The organism is Exiguobacterium sp. KJ 601 (assembly GCF_027161185.1).
Lineage (GTDB): Bacteria > Bacillota > Bacilli > Exiguobacteriales > Exiguobacteriaceae > Exiguobacterium > Exiguobacterium profundum.
Map to the genome: position 1 here is coordinate 1,164,496 of NZ_JADHZG010000001.1, position 18,649 is coordinate 1,183,144.

The 18,649-nt window shown below is 50.2% G+C and carries 16 protein-coding genes; 14 read left to right on the top strand and 2 right to left on the bottom strand.

Annotated features, from left to right (window positions below):
• Window positions 1-13 precede the first annotated feature (13 nt).
• The 4 genes from IRJ25_RS05965 (at window position 14) to IRJ25_RS05980 (ending at window position 4,049) form a co-directional block, all read left to right on the top strand.
• Entirely contained in the window at window positions 14-877 is an 864-nt protein-coding gene (locus IRJ25_RS05965) for a GRP family sugar transporter (protein ID WP_269317904.1), read from the top strand.
• A gap of 207 nt (window positions 878-1,084) precedes the next feature.
• Window positions 1,085-1,507, top strand: a complete 423-nt coding sequence (locus IRJ25_RS05970; RefSeq protein ID WP_269317905.1) for an SRPBCC family protein — start codon at window positions 1,085-1,087, stop codon at window positions 1,505-1,507.
• Between the two features lie 195 nt (window positions 1,508-1,702).
• Entirely contained in the window at window positions 1,703-2,500 is a 798-nt protein-coding gene (locus IRJ25_RS05975) for an SDR family NAD(P)-dependent oxidoreductase (RefSeq protein ID WP_269317906.1), read from the top strand.
• Window positions 2,493-4,049, top strand: a complete 1,557-nt coding sequence (locus tag IRJ25_RS05980) for an AMP-binding protein (RefSeq protein ID WP_269317907.1) — start codon at window positions 2,493-2,495, stop codon at window positions 4,047-4,049. Before IRJ25_RS05975 ends, IRJ25_RS05980 begins: the two co-directional genes overlap by 8 nt.
• A gap of 422 nt (window positions 4,050-4,471) precedes the next feature.
• Here IRJ25_RS05980 and IRJ25_RS05985 read toward each other — a convergent pair whose 3' ends face one another.
• Together IRJ25_RS05985 and IRJ25_RS05990 are read right to left on the bottom strand one after the other, a co-directional pair.
• Window positions 4,472-5,092 (bottom strand): YesL family protein, encoded by a 621-nt coding sequence (locus IRJ25_RS05985; RefSeq protein ID WP_269317908.1) that lies wholly within the window; start codon window positions 5,090-5,092, stop codon window positions 4,472-4,474.
• Between the two features lie 27 nt (window positions 5,093-5,119).
• Window positions 5,120-6,244, bottom strand: coding sequence for a GntR family transcriptional regulator (locus IRJ25_RS05990; RefSeq protein WP_031423568.1), 1,125 nt, complete (start codon window positions 6,242-6,244; stop codon window positions 5,120-5,122).
• Between the two features lie 367 nt (window positions 6,245-6,611).
• Here IRJ25_RS05990 and IRJ25_RS05995 point away from each other — a divergent pair, with 367 nt between their 5' ends.
• From IRJ25_RS05995 to IRJ25_RS06040, 10 genes are all read left to right on the top strand, one after another.
• Window positions 6,612-7,961: an ABC transporter substrate-binding protein gene (locus IRJ25_RS05995; protein WP_031423570.1), complete on the top strand. Its 1,350-nt coding sequence runs from the start codon at window positions 6,612-6,614 to the stop codon at window positions 7,959-7,961.
• A 68-nt stretch (window positions 7,962-8,029) separates the two neighbouring features.
• Window positions 8,030-8,926, top strand: coding sequence for a carbohydrate ABC transporter permease (locus IRJ25_RS06000; RefSeq protein ID WP_021066211.1), 897 nt, complete (start codon window positions 8,030-8,032; stop codon window positions 8,924-8,926).
• A 72-nt stretch (window positions 8,927-8,998) separates the two neighbouring features.
• Window positions 8,999-9,841, top strand: a complete 843-nt coding sequence (locus tag IRJ25_RS06005; protein ID WP_031200025.1) for a carbohydrate ABC transporter permease — start codon at window positions 8,999-9,001, stop codon at window positions 9,839-9,841.
• A 68-nt stretch (window positions 9,842-9,909) separates the two neighbouring features.
• The gene (locus IRJ25_RS06010) at window positions 9,910-11,310 is read left to right on the top strand and encodes an arabinan endo-1,5-alpha-L-arabinosidase (RefSeq protein WP_269317910.1); all 1,401 of its coding nucleotides are present in this window, start codon (window positions 9,910-9,912) and stop codon (window positions 11,308-11,310) included.
• Window positions 11,311-11,326: 16 nt separating this feature from the next.
• On the top strand, window positions 11,327-12,637 hold the full coding sequence (locus IRJ25_RS06015; protein WP_269317912.1) for an arabinan endo-1,5-alpha-L-arabinosidase: 1,311 nt from the start codon (window positions 11,327-11,329) through the stop codon (window positions 12,635-12,637).
• Between the two features lie 280 nt (window positions 12,638-12,917).
• Window positions 12,918-14,615 carry a ribulokinase gene (araB, locus tag IRJ25_RS06020; RefSeq protein ID WP_269317913.1) on the top strand — a complete coding sequence of 566 codons (1,698 nt, stop codon included), beginning with the start codon at window positions 12,918-12,920 and terminating at the stop codon, window positions 14,613-14,615.
• Entirely contained in the window at window positions 14,609-15,307 is a 699-nt protein-coding gene (gene araD, locus IRJ25_RS06025; RefSeq protein ID WP_214781254.1) for an L-ribulose-5-phosphate 4-epimerase, read from the top strand. The genes araB and araD overlap by 7 nt, the downstream gene beginning before the upstream one ends.
• A 34-nt stretch (window positions 15,308-15,341) precedes the next feature.
• A complete protein-coding gene (gene araA, locus IRJ25_RS06030; RefSeq protein ID WP_269317914.1) occupies window positions 15,342-16,829 on the top strand; it encodes an L-arabinose isomerase in 1,488 nt (495 codons plus the stop codon).
• 44 nt (window positions 16,830-16,873) lie between these two features.
• Window positions 16,874-18,397 carry an alpha-N-arabinofuranosidase gene (locus IRJ25_RS06035; protein ID WP_269317915.1) on the top strand — a complete coding sequence of 508 codons (1,524 nt, stop codon included), beginning with the start codon at window positions 16,874-16,876 and terminating at the stop codon, window positions 18,395-18,397.
• Window positions 18,398-18,404: 7 nt separating this feature from the next.
• Complete coding sequence (locus IRJ25_RS06040; protein ID WP_214690852.1) at window positions 18,405-18,638, top strand: DUF6171 family protein; 234 nt, start codon at window positions 18,405-18,407, stop codon at window positions 18,636-18,638.
• Window positions 18,639-18,649: the final 11 nt, after the last annotated feature.

Consider the following 18,649-nt stretch of genomic DNA (forward strand, 5'->3'; position numbering starts at 1 on the left):
GCAGGTGTGCTTCATGGAAATGATTCTTTTGGCACTCTTACCGGCACTCATGTGGGGAAGTATTCCACTCATCGTGTCGAAAGTAGGAGGAAAACCGATTCAGCAGTTAATCGGAACGACCATCGGGGCGATGACTATGGCAACAGTGATTGCCCTCGTCTTCCGACCGGAGTTCACGACACTCGCCATCGTGACCGGATTTATCTCAGGGGCGTTCTGGGCGCTCGGTCAATATTTGCAGTTCCAATCGTTCCAAATCTTAAGCGTCTCCAAAGCGATGCCAATCAGCACGGGGATGCAACTCGTTGGGACCTCTCTCTTTGGGGTCATCGTACTCGGGGACTGGCAGACATCGACGGAGCTATGGTTAGGGTTTTCAGCGCTCGTCTTGATTATCATCGGAGCGACTATGACTTCTTACCAACAGAAGAAAGATCAGGACAGTGCTGGTGCGTTGAAAAAGGGTTTACTCGTCCTATTCGTTTCGAGTATTGGTTACGTCACGTATGCCGTCTTGACGAACTACTTTGAAGTAGAAGGGATTACCGCGATTCTTCCACAATCCGTCGGGATGTTCATCGCGGCACTTCTGTTCAGTCTTCGTGAAAAGGACGTCAAGAAACTCGATCCACGCACATTCAAAAACATCTTGGCGGGGATCGCCTGGGGAATAGGGAACTTCGGACTTTTCGTTTCAAGCGGAGAAGTGGGGATTGCGACTTCGTTCGCCTTATCCCAATTGAACGTCGTCGTGGCGACACTTGGTGGGATCTATCTCTTGAAAGAAGAGAAGACGACAAAAGAACGCGTCTTTGTTTTCATGGGAATCGGGTTGATTGTCGTCGCTGGATTTATGCTTGGGATTGCCAAGAGTTAAGTTTCAATGATGAAATGAAAAGAACCTTGAATGAACTCGATTTTGAGTGCCATTCAAGGTTTTTGTTTTAAGTATCTTTCAATCGTTGAAATGAGAGCAGGAGAAGATGTGATTGATAGGGAAGTAATCTCATATTGCGTTCGTCATATAGGACGGGCAGCGCATTCGTGATTGATCAAAAATTGTAGAATAAAGGGGAAACGAATCATGGAATCAAATGTCGTGACGATATCAACGCTCGTCGATGCACCAATCGACACAGTCTGGAAATTCTGGACAGAACCTGAACATATCAAACAATGGAATCATGCGTCTGACGATTGGCATACGATTGAGGCGGAGAACGACTTACGGGTCGGCGGGAAGTTTCGTAGTCGAATGGAAGCGAAAGATCAGAGCATGGGCTTTGATTTTGAAGGGGTATATGAGGAAGTTGAAGAAAATGAGCTCATTCAGTATCGCCTTGAGGATGAACGGAGAGTCAGAATTTCATTTACTTCTGAAGGGGATCAGACGAAGGTGGTCGAGGTGTTTGATGCGGAGTCGATGAATCCGGTTGAAATGCAACGACAAGGCTGGCAGGCGATTCTCGACAATTTCACTCGATATGCGAATGGGAAGAGTGTATAAAAGATAAACGGAAGGTTTGAACAGCAGGTCCTTTTCAATTAAAGTGGACGCTGCTGTTTGTCATGTATGTCCAAATGATTGTCTAGGTTTTTTAGCTTGAAGAGACGAATATAAATAAAAGGTGCTGGCAATATGTATGACTACACGTTACTAGAGAGACTCCTATTCCGATTTCCTTCCTTCGATCATCAGAAAATGAAATCAGCGTTAGAACGGAAAACGGTATTGATTACTGGAGCGAGCTCAGGAATCGGGCAGGCGTTCGCTTATTTACTAACGGATACAACCGCGCATCTGATTCTCGTTGCCCGTAGAGAAGCAGACATGAACGTCATGAAGTCTGAAATCGAGAAGGGATCAGCCACAGTGACCGTGTTCCCGGCAGATCTTCGAATTGAAGACGAACGGAATGGTTTGCTGGCGTATCTCCATCAACTACCGGACGGATTGGATGTTCTCGTCAGCAATGCTGGAATCTCCATCAATCGTCCCATCACTGAGTCACTCGATCGATACCATGACTTCACTCGGACGATGGCAATCAATTATTTTGCTCCCGTACAATTGATTTTGTCGCTCATTCCGGTGCTCGAAAAGAAGAACGGGCAGATCGTCAATGTGTCGACCATCAATGTGTTACTTCATCCTTTTCCTCACTGGGCAGCCTATCAGGCATCAAAAGCCGCGTTCGATACGTGGTTTCGCTCCGCGGGTCCGGAACTCACAATCAAAAATATATCCACGACGACTCTATATCTACCGCTAGTAAAAACTCCGATGATCAAACCGACGCTGGCTTATCAGCATTCACCTGCCATGTCACCGGTACATGTGGCAGAATTAATCGGACATGCCTTGTATACGAAAGGAACAGTATATAAGCCGTGGTGGTTGTTCCTCGGTCAAGTAGCATCACTTGTTTTCAGAAGACCGATAGACTGGATGGTCCCTGCATTCCTTAAGAGAAAGGAGCGTGACAATAAGAATGGTTAAGTTATTGAAAGTCTTGTCGCAGCTCCAGTTTCTATCACCATCGAATCTAGGCCGTCTGTTCGTCGCAATCCGTCAAAATGGAATCAACTTGATGCTTCTTTTTACATTGACTGAAAGAGCAGGGAGTCAAAAAACGGCTTTAGTGGATAGCCGAGAAACAGTGACGTATCTAGAGCTAAAGTCACGCTGTGAACACCTCGCTTATCATTTCGCTAATCAGTATGGGGTTAAAAAGGGACAAAAAGTTGCGTTTCTCTGTCACAACCACTCGTCTTTCGTACAAGGGATGTTTGCGGCTTCACGACTCGGTGCAGACATCTACATGCTTCATTCATCGATGAGTCAACTGCAGTTCAACCGACTCGTAGAAGAACAGCCATTCGATCTTTTGATTTACGATGATGAGTTTGAAAACTTAATTGAAAACTCGTCTTACGAACGTTCGACACTTGTCAGCTATCATGAGGAAAAGGTATCAATCAATAGTTTATCGGATTCGAAGCGACATAAAAAAGGAAAGCTTCCGGCCGCATCGAGCGGGAAGATTGTGCTGTTGACCGGTGGCACTACCGGAAAACCTAAACAAGTGACTCATAAACCATCCCTCTTTCACTTTCTAGCTCCATTCACTGCATTATTGAACCGATTGCAGTTGCCGTCATTCAACACTGCTTATATTGCCACCCCGATTTACCATGGTTACGGCATTGCCATCCTTTTATCTTTTCTAGCGCTAGGGAAAAAGGTCGTCATTCAGGAAAAATTTGATGTGCAAATAGCCTGTGACCTCATTCGGCGACACAAGGTAGAAGTGGTCACGGTCGTCCCGCTCATGATCCACAAATTGTTACGACACGATCCAACATCACTTCATTCCCTCGCTTGTATCGCGTCCGGTGGTGCGAAGCTTCATCCCGTTTTAGTCCGTGAAGTCCATAACGAGTTGGGGAACGTCTTATACAATCTCTACGGGACGTCGGAAGTGGGCTTGAATCTGATCGCCACACCAGAAGATTTACAGTATGATGCGAATACGCTCGGGCGAAGGATTCTGGGAGGGGACTTAAAGGTAGTGAAAGATGGAGCGGAAGTCGAGGCAGGTGCCATCGGTGAATTTTGTATACGAAACAAGTGGTCCACGCAAAGTAGGAAAAACCGCTGGATTCAAACGGGTGATGTCGGATACCAGGATGAGAACGGCTATTATTTTTTGTGTGGACGAACTGACGATTTGATCATCTCGGCTGGAAACAATATTTATCCTGGGGAAGTCGAGACGGTTTTGCGCGACCATCCGAATGTCGAGGACGCCGCCGTCGTCGGGATAGAGGATGTGTACGCCGGTCACATCTTGAAAGCATACGTACAGTTATATGATGAAAAATTGACAGAAGAAGAACTGGTGAGCTGGTTGCGCGAACGACTGACAACTTATCAGCTTCCACGAGAAATCGTGTTTGTGAAGGAGTTGCCTTATACAGCGGTTGGAAAATTGGATAGGAAACGACTTGAGGTGATCAAGTATGTTGAAGTGTGGAACTATAAGTAGCATATAAAGGAATGAAGAGACATACATAGTTTATTAGGGAGCACATTTTTCTAAAGCCTACTTATGAATACGAAGGGTTGCTTGTTGTAGTCTAATGAATTCAGCTTCTTTCAGTAATGAAGGACTGAACTATGTTTTCGAAAAGACTAAAGTGTCTCTTCGTTCTGATTCATTGTCATAATGCAAAATATAATGTAAGTCACCAAAAACTGGAGTATCCTCAATAAAGTCATTAACGGAAAAGCCCAATTGCTTTGCCTCCTCACTAACTAAGAACTGTATTATTCATTTTGAATAGAACTTAAACAACCTAAAGAAGTGATTTGGTCATATTTATTGAAATTGACAGATGAGTAAACTATTCTTCTTAGACTCAAATAAAAAACCATCTACTTTGTTAAAGTAGATGGAAAAAATCAATATTACGTGGAGTCGATATCGATATGATTATTCGTTATAGTACGATTTAATTGGTGGAGATATAGTTTCGTTTTTAGAAAAACGATGAACGAAAATCCGAACAACAAGTAGAGTGGTGACCGGTACGCGAGCATACCGAGTGCTGTGAACAACAAGAGCGCGAGCGCGACAATATAGCCGTATCGTATGATGCTGAATAACGCCAACTTCAAGGCATCCATCGTCTTCATCTCGTAGTGCGTCAAAATCGGAAACAGGAATAACGACAGGGAGATGAAGACAAATCCAATCACGAACAGACCTGCGAAGAGAATCGTCTGCCCTGTATGGATTTGCCGAATGAGTAAAAAGTCGATCAACAAGACGAATACAAACAATGTCCAGGCTATACCGAGCTTATAATGACGGCGCACTCCTTCATTAAAGAAGCGGAAGTAGGCGCGGAACACGCTGTAATCTTGGTTGACCGACCATTGCCTTGTGACGGCATGTAAAGCGTACAAGGCCGGGAACAACGTGATGACAGGCAGAATGCTCAGTAAGAAGACCACGTTCAGTTGCACCAGGCTGGTGACAAATTCGAGCGCTTGGAATAGCTTGTTGTGTTCATGTTTTAAATTCATGAGGACCTCCAAGAAGTTAGCAGAGAATCAGCCTAATTTAGATTCGAGACGGTTATAGGGTGCAGTCGAGTTGCGGACGATCAATTCGGGTTCATACGTATGTGACGGTGGCATCTCTTTTTTCTCGACGGCCGCGATAATCCACTCGGCTGCGGCACGACCCAATTCTTGCTTCGGGTGGATGATCGAAGTCAGTTTAACCTCTGTCGCGACGGCAAGCACCGAGTCGTCATATCCGACGAGTGAGACGTCTTGCGGGACAGAGAGGCGTAGATTTCTCAACTGGTCCAACACGTTAAGGGCGAGTTGGTCGTTATAACAGACGATTGCACTCGGCCGTTCGTCCGCGTTCTCAAAAACTTGATGAATCACGTCATAAAAAGAGGGCACAAGTTCTTCTGTCGTATACGTTATAATTAATTCTGGCTCTAGGGGGAGATTGTATTCCCGGAACGCGCGTATAAAGCCGCGCATCCGATGGACCCCTTGAAGGTCATCTGTTTTGAAAAGTCCCATGATGCGCTCATGGCCAAGTTTGATGAGATGTTCGGCAGCCAAGAACCCACCCTTCTCGTCATCCATGATCAAATAAGGGGGTGTCAACTGCGAATAGTATTGGTTAATCATCAAATAAGGCGTATGCTGTTGTTCGAGTTCTAAATAATATTTGATGTTCGGATTATAGCTACTGCTCTTCGTCGGCTCGACTATCAACCCATCAATTTGACGATCTAACATCATCTCGAGGCATTGCCGTTCTTTCTCGACGTTGTTATCCGTGCAAGATAAGGTCAATGTATATCCTTTTGAAGCCAAGTGAGATTCAATCCCCCGGATGATAGACGGGAAGATATAATCAGACATGTAGGTCGTGATGACACCGATGTTTTTACCGTTGCCTAAACGTTCAATCGCCTGGGGAGCCGAGGTCGGAAGGACCGGGGAGCAATACGTGCCCGAGCCTTGTTCACGGTAAAGATAACCTTCGTTCACTAGTTCTCCTACAGCTTGTCGAATCGTATGACGGCTCACTCCAAATGATTGGACCAATTCATTTTCAGAAGGAATTTTTTCACCTGGTCTTACCGTTCCATCTTTTATCCATTCAAGAATATGATCTTTAACCATATTGTACTTTGTGCGTTGTGCCATCTGGCGTCCCTGCTTTCTCTCGTGTACGTCGAACAACTCATACGTACAAGATATGATCTTACTTCCATATTAACAAACAAATGTACCATTTACTATGAATAAGCAAAAAAATCATCTGAATCTTCTATGAATATGTACGGATGAAATATAAAAATACATAAAAATCAAATTGACATGTCCGAACGTGTGTAATAGACTCAAATTGTACAGAAAACGCTTTCATTACCAATTATATCAGTTTTTTGGCTAGTGAATGTATAGTGTCGTGTGGGCTTCATTATACAGTTTGCTTTTTTATTTAACTCAACATGTACGTACATCTTTATCATGCTCTGCACATGAATATAAATTGATGGAGGAATTCACAATGAATCGTAAATCGAAAAAAATGTTTGCGTTGACGATGTCAGCACTGATGACAACTTCTTTGGCGCTCGCCGGCTGTTCGGGAGACGAGGCAGGCGCTGACGGGAAAGTTGAACTGACATTTATGTTCCGTGGAAATCCAGAAGAGTTAAAAGCCTACCAAGCGACGGTGAAACGTTTTGAAGAAGCCAACAAAGACGTGAAAGTAACGATGGTCCAGACAGCCCCGGATCAGTACGACACGAAACTCAAATCGGCCATCGCAGGTCGCAAAATCCCAGACGTCTTCTTCTATAATCCTGCCCAAGTGAAAGCATACGTAAATTCGGGCGTGCTACTCGATATCACTGAAGCGGTTGAAACTTCAGAAGACGTCAAGTTGGACGACATTTGGGAGAAGGGTGTCGACAAATATCGTTTCGATGGGAAGACGCTCGGAGAAGGCGCGATTTACGGACTACCGAAAGACTTAGGTCCGTTCGCACTCGGCTACAACAAGACGATGTTCGAAGATGCGGGCATCCCGCTTCCGGATAAAGACAAACCATATACATGGGATGAGTTCGTGGACGTAGCCAAACAGTTGACGAAAGACACGAACGGTGACGGGAAGATGGATCAGTACGGCACTGGCTTCAACGTAAACTGGGCCCTTCAACCGTTCGTCTGGAGTAATGGAGCGGACTGGATCAATGAAGATGGTACGAAAGTGACAATCGATGATCCGAAGTTCATCGAAGCGTTGCAATTCTTCGTCGATCAACAGTTGAAACACGGGATCACACCGTCAATCGGCGAAACACAGACGCTCGACACGTATCAACGTTGGCTGAAAGGTCAGCTCGCCTTCTTCCCAGTCGGACCGTGGGATATGGCAGCATTTAAAGAACAGTTGAAATTCGAGTACGACTTACTTCCATGGCCAGCCGGTTCAACCGGTAAAGCGTCAGGATGGGTTGGATCGCTCGGGATCGGCGTCGGGGCGACGACGAAACATAAAGAAGAAGCGGCAGAGTTGGCGATGTACTTGTCTGCGGACCAAGAAGGGCAACAAGCGCTCGTAGACGCGCAAGTCCAATTGCCGAACAGTATGGAAATCGCAGACAACTGGGCAGCTGATACGTCAATCAAACCAGATAACAAACAAGAGTTCCTTGATTTAATCAACGATTATGGCCGCGGGTTCCCGGCTGAGAAAACATACACGGCAGAATGGTACGACGAGTTCTTCAAAAACATCCAGCCTGTCCTAGACGGTAAAACGTCGGTCGAAGACTATGTGAAGACGGCGCAGCCGAAGATGCAGAAATTGCTCGATGCGGCGATCGAACAAGAGAAACAGGCGAATTGATCAGAGAGTCGAAACGGGGTGGCGATGTTCGCCACCTGCGTCTCTGACGTTGAAAGGATGGAAGAACAATGAAAACAAAATCGATTTCCAAGTTATATCGAACTGAACAGCGGTACGCCTACCTGTTCGTTGCGGCACCGGTCATTGGGTTCTTCCTCTTCGCGTTCGTACCGTTGATGTATTCTGTTTACGGCGCTTTCACGAATTGGAACGGCCTCGGTCAAATGAAATTTATCGGGTTTGAGAACTTCGTTAACTTGTTCCAAGATGAATATTTTTATAAATCAATGTACAACACGCTCTTTATGATGATTGGGATCCCAATCGGAATCGTTCTCGCGCTGCTGCTTGCCCTCGCGTTGAATCGAAAGATTTTTGGGACGGACACGTTCCGCGTGATTTACTACATTCCCGTCATCTCGTCGATTGCCGCCGTCTCGATTTTGTGGCAATGGGCGTATAACGGGGACTACGGATTGGTCAACCAATTCCTGGCTTTGATCGGGATCGACGGGCCAAACTGGCTCCAAAACACCGATACCGTCAAACCCGCGCTCATCCTCATGGCGATTTGGAAAGGGCTCGGCTACACGATGCTCCTTTACTTGGCGGCGCTCCAAAGTGTCCCGAAATCATTTTATGAGGCAGCGAAACTCGATGGAGCCAACGCGTGGCAAAGCTTTTGGCATATCACGCTCCCGATGGTCAAACCGGTCACGTTCTTCATCATCGTGACGAACATCATCGGAGGAGCGCAAATCTTCACGGAAATCAACGTCATGACACCAACCGGGGGTCCTGAGTACTCGTCTGCCTCTGCGGTCTTCTACATTTGGCAAAAATCGTTCGGGAACTTCCAACTCGGTTACGCTTCGGCGATGGCGCTCGTCCTCGGGCTCTTCATTTTCATCGTCACGTTGCTCCAATTCCGGATGAATGAAAAATCATCGTTCGATCTTGATTGAGCGATTCGCGTATAGGAAAGGAGAATGACCATGCAATTAGCTCTCTCACGGAAAAAAGAGAACGTGGAAACGATGTCGGTGAAGAAGAAGGATCGGATCACGGATTTCTTCATCTTTATCTTCCTGTCCATCGGAGCGGTCGTTATGATTGCACCGCTACTTTGGATGGTGTCGACATCACTCAAATCAAAAGAGGATGTGTTCGCACTCCCGCCGGTATGGATCCCGACCGATATTTCGTTTAGCAAGTACACGGAAATTTGGAGCATGGGCCCGCTGTTGTCCGGGATATCGAACAGTTTGATCGTCGCGTTATCCGTCACAATCGTCGGAACGTTCACGTCGAGCTTGGCGGCGTTCGCCTTCGCGAAGTTGAACTTCAGAGGCAAGAATAAAATCTTCCTGCTCTTGTTCGCTTCTGTCATGATCCCTTACCCGGTGCTCATGATTCCCCAGTTCATGATGTTCTCGAGCATCGGCTGGGTGGATACGCTGTTACCGTTGATCGTGCCTGGACTGTTCGGGAATATTTTCATGATTTTCTTCTTGCGCCAATTTTTGAACAGCATCCCGAACTCGATTATCGAGGCGGCCAAGATTGATGGCTGCTCGTACTTCCAAATCTTCTATAAGATAATCTTCCCATTGATCAAGCCGGCCGTGGCCGCGCAATTGATTCTTTGGTTCATGGCAATCTGGAACGACTACCTCGGGCCGATTCTGTATTTGAACTCGCCGGAGAAACAGACGCTTCAACTTGTCATCGCGAACTTTAACGCATCTTATGCAATTCAAAGTGATTATCCGTTAATCATGGCCGCGTCCGTCGTGGCGTTACTCCCGATGTTAATCGTCTTCATGATCTTCCAAAAACAGATCATCGAGTCGATTGCGATTTCTGGTGTGAAGGGCTGAGGTGTGACAAGACAGAGGCACCCGTCTTTTTTAGGCGGGTGCCTTTTTGATGGAGGAAGGAGATTGACATGAAAAAAATAATGGTCTGGATGGCGTTGCTCATTGTCGCGGTCGGAGGTGTTTTCTTCTGGCAGACGACGAGTGCGTCAATCGATGAGTCGGTACTCCCGAAAGCGCCGTTTGATCAAAAGGTGGAAGATGTGATGCCAGACGTGCTCAACAAAGAGAGCGAGTGGACGACGAACTTTACGCATGACGGGGCAATCTTTAAAGATGGTGACACGTACTACGTTTTCTCGACGGATTACATGGTGGGTGGTCCTCCGACGCCCGGTATTCAAATTCGTAAATCGACCGATCTCATTCACTGGGAGTTCGTCGGCCGTGTGTTCGATCGAGTGTCTGAAGAGGCGTTCGCTTGGACCGGTGGGAATACGTTCTGGGCCCCGGCGATCACAAAAATCGGAGATCGGTTCCACTTGTACTATTCCGTATCAGGGGTCGGGAGCCGCACGTCGTACATCGGGCTAGCGACCGCGTCAACGATCGAAGGGCCTTGGGAAGACGAGGGCGCCGTCGTGACGTCGAAAGACGGGGATAGGGGTGTCGCCAATGCGATTGACCCTCATGTGACGCAAGATGCGTCAGGCAAATGGTGGATGACGTATGGGTCGTACTTTGGTGGGATCTTTTTGACGGAGATTGATCCAGGCACTGGGAAGCGAGTGGACGAATCGTCAGAGGGAACGTTGCTCGCCAAACGAAAAGACATGTCGATGGGCATCGAAGGACCGGAAATCTTGTATAACGACGAGACAGGTTATTACTACTTGATGGTGTCGTATGGTTGGTTAGAAGATACGTACAACGTCCGGATCGGTCGCTCGAAGTCAATCGCGGGACCGTACGTCGACTCGCGTGGTCGCGACTTACGGGACGAATCGGATGAGTCATTTGATACGGGCGTGAAAATCGTGGGTTCGTATCGTTTCGAAGGAGATGACGGATACGTCGGGACCGGGCATTCGGCATTTTTACAAGACGGGACTGACACGTTCGTGTTGCATCAGGCGCGACCGAGTGAAGACATCTATTGGTCACAGTTGCACGTCCGAAAAGTGTATTGGACGAAAGACGGTTGGCCGGTCGTCTCGCCCGAGCGCTATGCAGGTGAAGGAGACGTCGAGGTCGACGACGCCCATCTGGTCGGGGACTGGGACGTCATCACGTTCCCGCGATTCGACGATGGACAGCAAGCCTCGAGCACGTTGACGTTGGAACGAGGCGGGAAGCTCGAAAACGGGGACGGGTCTTGGCGATTGAACGGGTCGATCCTCGAGGTCGAAGTCGGACAAGAGACGTATGAGACGCAAGTCGGTGCGGCTTGGGACTGGGAGAATTGGCAACCGACGATCATCTTCACAGGTCTGAGCGAGGACGGCACCGCCGTATGGGGCAAAAAACGATAAAAGGAGAAACGGAAACATGCAAAAAATGAACGGTCCGAAACGAGAAGAACGTTATCTGCTAGAGCGATTGACGAACGAAACGATGTGGGGCACGCACAACGCCCACGATCCCGCCTCGATCAAAGTCGGGGACTGGTATTACGTGTTCTCGACGGATGCAGCCCACGGGCATCAAATCAACGGGGGGATTCAAGTGCGCCGCTCAAAGGATTTGATCCATTGGGAATACGTCGGCTTGGCGTTTGAAGAACTTCCGCACGAGGCTGTGGAATGGACGGGGGCGCCGGGGCTTTGGGCGCCGGAAGTTGTGTTCATGGGTGGTCGTTACGTCATGTACTATGCGGCTTCACAGTTCGGGCAGACGCAGTCCTATATCGGTGTCGCCAGTGCGGAAACGATAGACGGACCGTGGCAGGATCACGGGCTCGTCGTGAAGAGCGAGGCTGGGACGTCAGGACCGAACGCGATCGATCCAAATATTACGTTCGATGCGCATGGAGAACCTTGGCTCGTCTACGGTAGCTTCTTCGGTGGGCTGTACGTGTTCCCAATCGATCCGGAGACCGGGAAGAAACGTCCGGGGAGTGAGGAGACGTTGATTGCGAAACGTCACCAAAGCGTTGAAGGGGCAATCGAGGGACCGTATATCGTCTATCGGGAGGCGGATCGCCATTATTACTTGTTCGTCTCGTACGACTCCCTATTCAAGGACTATCATATCCGTGTGTCCCGCTCGACTTCGATCACCGGACCGTACGTCGATTTTGATGGGAACGTCATGACCGACCTCGAAATCGACTCCCAACAAGTCGGCATGAAGATTTTAGGGGGCTATCGGTTCGGGGCTGGGGAAGGTTGGGTCGGTCCCGGTCATAACTCCGTCTTGCATGACGGGGACAAGGATTATCTCGTCCATCACGTCAGAGGTGAGCAGGACCCGCACTGGCACGAACTGCATATCCGCAAAATCATCTGGACGGAATCGGGCTGGCCGCTCGTATCTCCGCAACGATATGCCGGGGAAGAAGAACGGCCCATCGAGATGGAGGAACTCTTCGGGGAGTGGGAGTGGATCTACATGGACCGGACGAAACATGACGTCCTGCCTTCAAGTAAGATTCAACTTCTAGCGGACGGGACTTTCGTGACAGAGTATGGCGAACGAGGCCGTTATGAGAAGCCGACGGATACGACCATCAAACTCTACGGTCCTGAAAGGATTACTTGGCATATGTTACCGGGCTGGGACTGGGAGAATTGGCGAGAGACGCTCGTGTTCGCGGGATTGTCTGACCGAGGGCACGTTTTTATCGGCAAACGACTGTAAATATCCGTACAACTTATCGCAGTCTCTTAAAAGATGAGTGTCACAGTTTTTTCAGAACTCACGCAAAAATGTTCAGATAAAATGTTGAAAACAGTTGATTAATTTAAAATAGTTGATACAATCAAGGTGTAAGTTATACGTACAACTTGATTGTATCTTTTTGTTTTCTGTACGAATCAGACATGTTATTTGAATAGTTGTACGGATGAAAAGACAAGAGTGCCCACACACTTTATTTTTTTCATCCTATATGTAAGCGTATTCTTTTGAAGGTAGGGTGATGAATATGGCCAACTATACAATCGGCGTCGACTACGGGACGCAATCAGGACGTGCGGTCCTCGTCGACGTAGCGACAGGTCGAGAAGTGGCGACCGCGGTCAAACCGTACACACATGGCGTCATGGATGAATATTTACCGGACGGGGTGACCCGTCTCGAGCATGATTGGGCACTCCAACATCCGCAAGACTATTTAGAAGTATTAGAACTTACGATCCCGGCCGTCGTGAAAGAGGCGGGGATCATGCCGGACCAAGTTGTTGGACTCGGCATCGATTTCACAGCCTGCACGATCTTACCGATTGACGAACACTTGAACCCGCTTTGTTTCCGTGAGGAGCATCAACAAAACCCGCACAGCTACGTGAAGCTTTGGAAGCACCACGCCGCGCAAGACGAGGCGGACGAGTTGAACCGCATCGCAGCGGAGCGGGGCGAAGACTTCTTGAAACGCTATGGCGGGAAAATCTCATCGGAGTGGATGATCCCGAAAGTGTGGCAAATCCTGAACGAAGCACCAGCAATCTATGAAGCGGCGGACCAGATTCTAGAAGCGACGGATTGGGTCGTCTCCCAGATGACAGGTCGTGTCGTTCGGAACAGTTGCACAGCTGGATATAAAGCCATTTGGCATAAACAAGACGGCTACCCGTCAATCGAGTTCTTTAAAGCGCTCGATCCGCGGCTAGAGAACGTTGTCGAAGAGAAACTAACGCGCGACATCGCGCCAATCGGGTCCAAGGCGGGTGAACTGACAGAGGCGTTCGCCGCGCGAATCGGACTCCTTCCAGGCACGGCCGTCGCGGTCGCGAACGTCGACGCCCACGTGGCGGTACCGGCTGTCGGAATCGCCGAACCGGGCAAGATGCTGATGGTCATGGGCACATCGACGTGCCATATCCTACTCGGTAAAGACGAACAAGTCGTCCCAGGCATGTGCGGTGTCGTCGAAGACGGTGTCATCCCGGGATTGATGGGCTATGAAGCTGGCCAATCGTGTGTCGGGGACCATTTTGAATGGTTCACCGAGACGTGTGTCCCAGGACATTACGTCGAAGAGGCCGCCTTGAAAGGTATCGGCATCCATCAGTTGTTGACGGAGAAAGCAGCCCGGCAACGTGTCGGGGAGAGCGGTCTCATCGCCCTCGACTGGTGGAACGGGAACCGATCGACGCTCGTCGATACGAATCTGACGGGTGTCCTCCTCGGAGCGACATTGCTCACGAAACCAGAAGACATTTACCGGGCATTGATTGAAGCGACAGCGTATGGGACACGGACGATTGTGGAAGCGTTCCGGAACAGCGGTGTCCCTGTGCATGAAGTATATGCAGCCGGCGGAATCGCCGAGAAGAACGCACTCATGATGCAAATCTATGCGGACGTGTTGAACATGGAAATCAAAATCTCCGCCTCCTCGCAAACGCCTGCCCTCGGGTCGGCCATGTTCGGGGCGGTGGCGGCCGGTGCGGAGCGAGGCGGTTACGCCACGATCACGGAAGCGGCAGCGAAGATGGGCCGTGTCAAAGAAGAGACGTACAAGCCGATCCCGGAAAACGTCGCGACGTATGATGCTCTGTTCGCCGAATACACGAAACTATACGACTACTTCGGTCGCGGTGAAAACGATGTGATGAAACGCTTGAAAAAAATCAAAGCCGAAGCGTCACGCGTGAAGGAGGAGCCGGTATGGTAAGCCGTCATTTGAAGGAAGCCGTGCTCGAAGCGAACTTGGCCCTCCCGCAGCACGGCTTGGTCACCTTCACATGGGGCAACGTCAGTGGCATCGACCGGAACGCCGGATTGGTCGTCATCAAGCCGAGCGGTGTCCCTTACGAACGATTGACCGTGGAAGACATGGTCGTCGTCGATTTGGAAGGTAACGTCGTCGAAGGCGAGCTTCGCCCCTCATCAGACACACCGACCCATCTCGCGCTCTATCGATCTCTCCCTGAGATTGGCGGGGTCGTGCATACCCATTCGCCATGGGCGACGAGCTGGGCACAGGCGAAGCGGGCGATCCCGGCGTTCGGAACGACACACGCCGATTACTTTTATGGCGAGATTCCGTGCACTCGAGAATTGACAGACGAAGAGATCGCAACGGCGTATGAGCTCGAGACCGGCCACGTCATTTTAGAGACGCTTGACCAGTTAATGCTCGAAGCAGTCGCCGTGCCGGGCGTGCTCGTGGCCAATCACGCACCGTTCTGCTGGGGCAAAGACGCGAATGAGGCGGTCCACAATGCGGTCGTCCTCGAGGAAGTCGCGAAGATGGGACTTCACGCCTTGAACTTGAACCCTGGCCTGACACCGATTAAACAGAGCATCTTAGATAAACACTATTTGCGAAAACATGGGGCGAACGCATACTACGGCCAAAAATGACCGGAACTTCGCCCTCACATTAGGGGGACTTTGGATGTTGACAGCAAAAACATATGAATTTTGGTTCGTGACAGGAAGCCAAATGCTTTACGGCGAAGACGTGCTTCGGAAAGTGGAGGATCATTCAAAAGAGATGGTGGCTGGACTTGATGCGGCCGACGTCTTCAGCGACCGGATCGTCTTCAAGGGCGTCGTCAAAAATGCAGAAGAGATCCGTCAGATGATGCTTCAGGCGAATGCGGACGACTCATGTGCGGGCGTGATCACCTGGATGCACACGTTTTCGCCATCGAAGATGTGGATCAGTGGCATGCGCGTCCTACAAAAACCGTTGCTCCATTTCGGGACACAGTTCAATCGCGACATCCCTTGGGATGCGATCGATATGGACTTCATGAACTTGAACCAATCGGCGCACGGCGACCGGGAACACGGATTTATCACGAGCCGGATGAACGTCAAACGCAAAGTGCTCGTCGGGCACTGGGAAGACGAGACGACACGCGGCAAGATGGCGAGCTGGATGAAAGTCGCTCATGCGTTGGCCGAAAGCAAAGTGTTAAAAGTGGCTCGTTTCGGTGACAACATGCGCAACGTCGCCGTGACGGAAGGCGATAAAGTCGAAGCGCAGATCCGCCTCGGTTGGACGGTGGACGGATATGGTGTCGGTGATCTCGTCGCATATATGGACGCCGTGACCGACACAAATCTCGATGCGCTGATGGACGAATACACGTCTCGTTACGAGCTGATGGACAAAGGGATGGCAGAAGGGGAGTTCCTCGACTCGGTCCGTTACCAGGGTCGCATCGAACTCGGTATGAAAGCCTTCCTCGAGGCAGGCGGCTATACCGCCTTCACGACGACGTTCGAAGATTTGCACGGCATGAAGCAGTTGCCGGGTCTCGCCGTCCAACGCTTGATGGAGCAAGGCTATGGCTTTGCCGGAGAAGGTGACTGGAAGACCGCCGCGTTGGTCCGTCTCATGAAAATCATGGCGAACAACGAACGGACCTCGTTCATGGAAGATTACACGTACCACTTCGAGCCGGGCAACGAGATGGTGCTTGGCGCCCACATGTTGGAGATTTGTCCGACGATCGCGGTCGATCAACCAAGAATCGAAGTCCATCCGCTCGGTATCGGCGACCGGGAAGCACCGGCCCGGATCGTCTTTGAAGGACAGAGCGGCAAGGCGTTGAACGCGAGTATCATTGATCTCGGCCATCGCTTCCGTCTCCTCGTCAACACGGTCGAAGGCATTCAGCCGGAAGAGGCGATGCCGAACTTGCCGGTCGCACGCGTTCTTTGGAAAACAGAACCTTCGATGGCGCAAGCTGTCGAAAACTGGATTCAAGCCGGTGGGGCGCACCACACCTGCTATTCGTATGAAGTGACGACCGACCAACTACGGGACTTCGCGGAAATGCTCGACGTTGAAATCGCTGTCATCGATGCCAAGACGGAGACGGTCCAATTTAACAACGAACTACGTTGGAATGAACTTTACTATCGACCATAATCTAAAGGGCCACTTCGTTGGCCCTTCTTCATGGAGGAGATACAATGAACAACCAACTCATCAAACCGACGCACGTGACGACAGGGACGACACAGCTCATCGTCAATGCCGACTTAACCAAAGGGACGATCAGCAAGCACATTTATGGTCATTTCGCCGAGCATTTAGGTCGTTGTATTTATGAAGGGCTCTGGGTCGGTCCTGAGTCGCCGATTCCAAACACGGATGGCATTCGCAACGACGTGCTCGCCGCCTTGAAGAAATTGAACATCCCGGTCCTCCGTTGGCCGGGCGGCTGTTTTGCCGACGAGTACCACTGGAAGGACGGGGTCGGTCCGAACGAGAACCGAAAACGGATGGTCAACACGCATTGGGGCGGGGTCGTCGAAAACAACCACTTCGGTACGCATGAATTCATGCGCCTCTGTGAGCTGCTCGAGTGTGAACCGTACATCTGTGGGAACGTCGGAAGCGGAACGGTGCAAGAGATGTCGGAATGGGTGGAGTACATGACGTTCGGTGGCGAGTCACCGATGTCGAACTGGCGACAAGAGAACGGCCGGACCGAGCCGTGGGAACTCACGTACTTTGGCGTCGGGAATGAGAACTGGGGCTGCGGCGGTAACATGCGCCCTGAATATTACGCGGACCTGTATCGCCGCTACCAGACGTACGTCCGCAACTACGACGGCAATAAACTCTATAAAATCGCCGGTGGGGCGAACATCGACGACTATAAATGGACAGAGGTCCTGATGCGGGAAGCAGGGACGATGATGGACGGGCTCAGCCTCCATTACTACACGATCCCAGGTGACTTCTGGTTGGGCAAAGGCTCGGCTCTCGATTTCACGGAGGACGAATGGTTCATCACGTTGAAGCGCGCCCTCCATATGGACGAGTTGATCACGAAACACGGCCAGATCATGGACCAGTATGACCCAGAAAAACGTGTCGCCTTGATCGTCGACGAGTGGGGCACGTGGTTCGATGTGGAGCCGGGGACGAACCCAGGTTTCTTGTATCAACAAAACTCGATTCGGGATGCACTCGTGGCTGCGGTCCATTTCAACATCTTCCATAACCATAACGACCGCGTTCATATGGCGAACATCGCTCAAATGGTCAACGTGTTGCAGGCGATGATTTTGACAGAAGAAGACCGATTCATCCTCACGCCGACATACCATGTGTTCGAGATGTACAGCGTCCACCAAGACGCCGAACGCGTCGAACTCGCCGCGCACACACGTAACTATGTGGCCAAAGATGAAGCCATCCCGGCCGTGAACGCCACCGCTTCGCGAAGTGCGGAAGGTGTGCTCCACATCAGCCTCTGCCAACTCGACCACGAGCAAGGTGATACGGTCGAAATCGATTTACGGGGAATCGGCGCCATCTCTGTCGTGTCGGCCCGGATTTTGACGGCAGACCATTTGAACGCCCACAATACGTTCGAACAACCTGACCTCGTCTCACCACGGGACCATGACGTGACCGTCACGGAAGACGGCAAGCTCGTCCTCGACGTTCCAGCGATGAGCGTCATCACCATCGCGGTCCGCTGAGATGACAGTGGCGAAGACGCGGCGATGTCGGACCTGTCCACCGCAAACGACAGATCATGACTGGCTGTTGACCATCGATGCGGAAGTCATGGAGCAGGTGTCGGATACGGAATATGAGGCACGCCTCACCCATTGCGCGGCTTGCCCGTTCCAGCAACAAGATACTTGCTTGAAATGTGGGTGTTACGTCTCGTATCGGGCACGACTCGCGACGAAGCACTGCCCAGTGAACGTTTGGTAAAAAGGAGTGGA